Origin of the sequence: Frankia sp. KB5 (assembly GCF_002099325.1) — a bacterium.
Lineage (GTDB): Bacteria > Actinomycetota > Actinomycetes > Frankiales > Frankiaceae > Frankia > Frankia casuarinae.
Genome location: NZ_MRUJ01000345.1, coordinates 1 through 2,535, shown reverse-complemented (window position 1 = coordinate 2,535; position 2,535 = coordinate 1). Strand labels below are relative to the sequence as shown.

The window sequence follows — 2,535 nt, the reverse complement described above, 5'->3', positions numbered from 1 at the left end:
AGCAGCCCGAGCCCATCCATGCCGCTCCCAGGCGGCTCTATGTGGCGACTCGCAGTGTGGCGTACTGCCGTACATGGCGCAGGGACCTCAGCCCCTCGAATACCAATATCTACTGTACCTGCACCCAGGCGCGGGTGCCACCGTTTTAGATAATCCGCCGGACTGTCAGACCTGCACTTGAAGATCCAGACGGTAGATGGCCTGCTCTTTCCACGGGCCGACGTCCGCGAGTTCGACGAAGCCGAAGCGCAACTTTTCGGCGACCCGTCGGGACGCCCGATGATCCGGCTCGATAATCGAGACCAGGTGATCGACATGGAGATGCTGGCGCGCGAAGTGCACAGCAGCCTGCCCAGCCTCCACCGCGAGACCCTGCCCCCACAGATCCCGGCGGATCGACCAGGCGGCTTCCACTCCGGGCCAGCCGGTGGGGCCGTAGAGACCGGCGCGGCCGATGAACTCTCCGGACTCGCGTAGTTCCACCGCCCACATGCCGAAGCCGTACAGGTGCCAGTGCCCGACCAGGTGGGTGACGAGCCGGTCGGAGGACTCCCGTCCGATCGTGCCGTCCATGTACCGCATGGTTTCCTCGTCCGCGTTCATCGCCGCGTACGGAGCCAGGTCCGCGGGTTGCCAGCACCGCAGGATCAGCCGATCCGTGACCAGGGTCGGAATGCTGATCGTGACCGGCGTGTCCTCGCGGATCACAGCGCGGCCCCCGGCAGCGACAGCCGCCGCTCCGCCCGCACCCGATCACGCAGCTCCCCGAGGGAGGCGAGCCCGCTGTGTGGCGCGAGGTCCCGCGCAATCTCCGCCGCCCRCTGGAACACCGTTCGGGTCGGACGGCCCCCCAGGACTTCCAACGCTGTGCACGCCGCAGTCGCCGCCGCGTCGGGATCGGCCGGGACAAGGGCGGTGGCGTGCGCGATCCAAGCGTTGCCGTGTTCCTCGAACGGTGCTTCCGGCATGGCGCCGTAGCGTTCGATCGCGGCTGTGGTGATCGGAAGGGCACGTTCGGAGTCACCCAGCCGGGCCCAGACACCACCGGAGATCATCAGCGCGCTTTCCTCCGTGAAAGGGTTCCCGCCTGCTTCCGCTTCCGCCGGCCCGCCGAGTGTCTTCTCCATCAGGTTCAGCGCGGTCACCGCGTCCGCCCGCCGGCCCAGGCGGCTATACGCCCGCGCCTCATAGGCGTACAACTCCGCCTCGTGGTAGCCGTACCCGTACGTGTGGCCCTCCTGCGCTGTCCGCAGAGCTTCGTCATAGTTGCTCATGTAGTAGAACAGCGAGGACCACATGGTCGCGACCGCCGCCCCGAGGGCCGGATCACCGGTCTGCGAAGCGTGGGTTTCCACCAGGGTCAGGAACGACGTCGCGCGTTTGAAATCGCCGAGGTTGAACGCCAGCCGCGACAGGATGTAGGTGAGCTGACCGGCGACGACGGTGAACTCACGCTTGTACTGGTCGGACTTCCAACCGTCCGCGAGCAGCGTCTGTATCCGCCGCCAGTCGTCCCCGACCTCAACCAGAAGATCGCCATGCGAGGTTGTTCCATAGCGGATCGCGTAATCGTGCACCGCGCACTGGTAGTGGAACAGGAGCTGACGGTCCGGGCTCGTCGTGCCCGACCGGATGCGCTCCACAAGATCACCCGCGCTCGTGGCCAGGAGCGCAAGCAGGTCCCGCCGGTTCGTGTCCTCACCCGCCTTCGTCTCCCCGGTGCCGTTCGCCCCAGCTGGGGTTTCCGCCCGTTGCCCAGACGACGAGTCCGCCGCAGGCTCCACCACCGCGTAACGCCGGGCCAGCTTCTCCCGTTCCGCGGTGGCCCGCAGTTCCTGAAGCTCCACACCCGTCCCGAACAGGTCGTCCAGCACCCGGGCGGCACTCGGTGACAGCACCGTCTTGCCATGCACGATGTTGCCGATGTAGGTCCGTGAAAACCCCGTCCGCCGGTGCAGGCTGCYCTGCGTCTCGCCCGCACGTTCGACGAGTTCACAGACCCGCGCGGTCAGCAGCGCCCGCGCCGGCAGGTTATCGGAGCCGTCCACCAAGTCCCGCCCCTCCACATGTCCGCGCCCGCCTGCAACARCAGGTTGCAGTCTGTTCCCGATCTGATGCGAAGTGTGTCATGGCAGACGTGCGGTCGGAACCCCGAACCGGACCCGCGCCCCATCCGCTCACCGGAGGACACACCGTGTGTGACGTCAACCATCAGGGCTTCACCCGCCCCGGCTACCTCATCGACGTGAAGGCCGAGAGCATCGCCGCCGAAGGCGCCCTGTTCACCCGCGCTCTCGCCCACCACGACGACGCCGGACTCACCGCCGACCAGATCCGCGGCCTGCTCGACATCTCCCGCGACTACCACGCCGAGCAGCTCACCATCCGCCTCCGCATGGCCCAGCTCGGCGAGCAGGCCGAGCAGAAGCGCGGACGGCTCACCCCCGAGCGACTCGCCGAGCGTAAGGCCCTGCTCGACGAGCGCGCCGAGCTGTTCCGCGCCGACGAGGAGCTGTTCTTCACCTACGCCGCCCG

General features: G+C 67.7%; 3 protein-coding genes. 1 reads left to right on the top strand and 2 read right to left on the bottom strand.

The genetic code is table 11. The features are described 5' to 3' along the window. Positions 1 to 165 precede the first annotated feature (165 nt). Both KBI5_RS24045 and KBI5_RS24040 read right to left on the bottom strand, forming a co-directional pair. Entirely contained in the window at positions 166 to 708 is a 543-nt protein-coding gene (locus KBI5_RS24045) for a GNAT family N-acetyltransferase (RefSeq protein ID WP_241883159.1), read from the bottom strand. Next, positions 705 to 2,048, bottom strand: a complete 1,344-nt coding sequence (locus tag KBI5_RS24040) for a helix-turn-helix transcriptional regulator (RefSeq protein WP_133057154.1) — start codon at positions 2,046 to 2,048, stop codon at positions 705 to 707. Before KBI5_RS24040 ends, KBI5_RS24045 begins: the two co-directional genes overlap by 4 nt. A gap of 146 nt (positions 2,049 to 2,194) precedes the next feature. Between KBI5_RS24040 and KBI5_RS24035 the strand changes: the two genes are divergently transcribed. Further along, a partial coding sequence (locus tag KBI5_RS24035) for a hypothetical protein (RefSeq protein WP_133057153.1) occupies positions 2,195 to 2,535 on the top strand: 341 nt, incomplete at its 3' end.